1 pseudogene is annotated in these 538 nt (G+C 78.8%); it reads left to right on the forward strand.

The features are described from left to right. Positions 1–121 precede the first annotated feature (121 nt). Positions 122–538 (forward strand): annotated as a pseudogene (locus GPJ59_RS36855) (serine protease); the annotation flags it as partial.

Below are 538 nucleotides of genomic sequence, written 5' to 3' on the forward strand. Positions count from 1 at the left end.
CGGCCCGGTCGAAGACGCGAGCAGCGGCGACGTCGGCGGGTCCGGGCTCGCGCAGCGGATTGCCGCCGTCGGCCGGGGGGCCGGGCGGGGCCTGGTCGTGCTGCTCGATGCACCCGAGGAGATGCCGCCGCACCTGGCGCACCGTCTCCGTGACTGGACCGATGCCACCGTCGAGTGGCTGCGTGCGGCCGGGGCCCAGCTCGTGATCGCCTCTCGGCCCGAGTTCTGGGAGCATGCCGGGGCCCTGTACCCGCCGGGGGTGCTGTACCTGCCCCGACGGCCGGCAGCCCAGCTGCCCCCCCCGCTCCGCCGGGGCGACCTCACGCCCGCCGAGGCGGCCGCGGCCCGTGACCGGTACGGCATCCCCGCCGACGCCGTCCGGCCCGCCGACGCCCGGCATCCGCTGACCCTGCGCCTGCTGGCCGGGGTCCGCCAGGCCGGGGTGGACGAGGGCCGGCCGGGCCGCGACGAGGTGTTCGCCGCCCACCTGGACCTGATCTGCCTGCGCGTGGCCGTCCGTATCGCCGCGGGCGGGGCC

Source organism: Streptomyces bambusae (genome assembly GCF_019400985.1).
Classification (GTDB): domain Bacteria; phylum Actinomycetota; class Actinomycetes; order Streptomycetales; family Streptomycetaceae; genus Streptomyces; species Streptomyces bambusae_A.